Below are 651 nucleotides of genomic sequence, written 5' to 3' on the forward strand. Positions count from 1 at the left end.
GGCACGGGGCGGTAGGGCGCGGCCAGCCAGGCATCGGGGCGTATCGGCCGTTGCGGCCTACCGATGGACGCCATGACTTCGCTCAGACGGGCGCCGAGCTGATGCCGGTTGACCGCCATCGGCGGCGGCACGGCCTGCCAGACCAATGGCGGCGCGAAGTGCGAAGCCGGTCCATCGGTGGCCACCAGCATCGGCACCACGGGATGCGAGCGGCAGCCGGCGTGAAAATCATGCAGGTCGAGCGCGTAGTCCTCGACCTGGCGCAGATCGGTCGCGGCGAAGCGGGTCGCGCGATCCTTCCATTCGAGCACGATCGTCGCGCGATCCGTGAGCAGGATGGCGTCGATGCGCTTTTCGAGCCGCAGCAGGTCGTACTCCAGCAGCAGCACCCAGTCCGCCGCTTCGGGGATCGCGAGCGCGGCACGCAACCCTTCCGCCATCGCGACCCAGGCGTTGCGCTGCGTCAGCTCCAGCGTCGCGTGGCGTCCCGCCTGGGCGTAGGCCAGCCGAGCGGCTACATCCTCCGGGCCGAGCGCAAAAAGCTCCGGCACGGTGAGCGTGAGCCAGGCCCTCACCGGCGTGGCCAGGTCGCCAGTACCACGCTGGCCATCATCAGCGCGAAGCCGGCGATGTGGACGGCGCTGACGTGCT

At 70.0% G+C, this 651-nt stretch carries 1 pseudogene; it reads right to left on the reverse strand.

Annotated elements, in window-relative coordinates:
* Positions 1-575 (reverse strand): annotated as a pseudogene (locus AC1DWF_RS35410) (hypothetical protein); the annotation flags it as partial.
* Between the last annotated feature and the right edge of the window lie 76 nt (positions 576-651).

The organism is Aminobacter sp. P4_D5, from assembly GCF_056401815.1.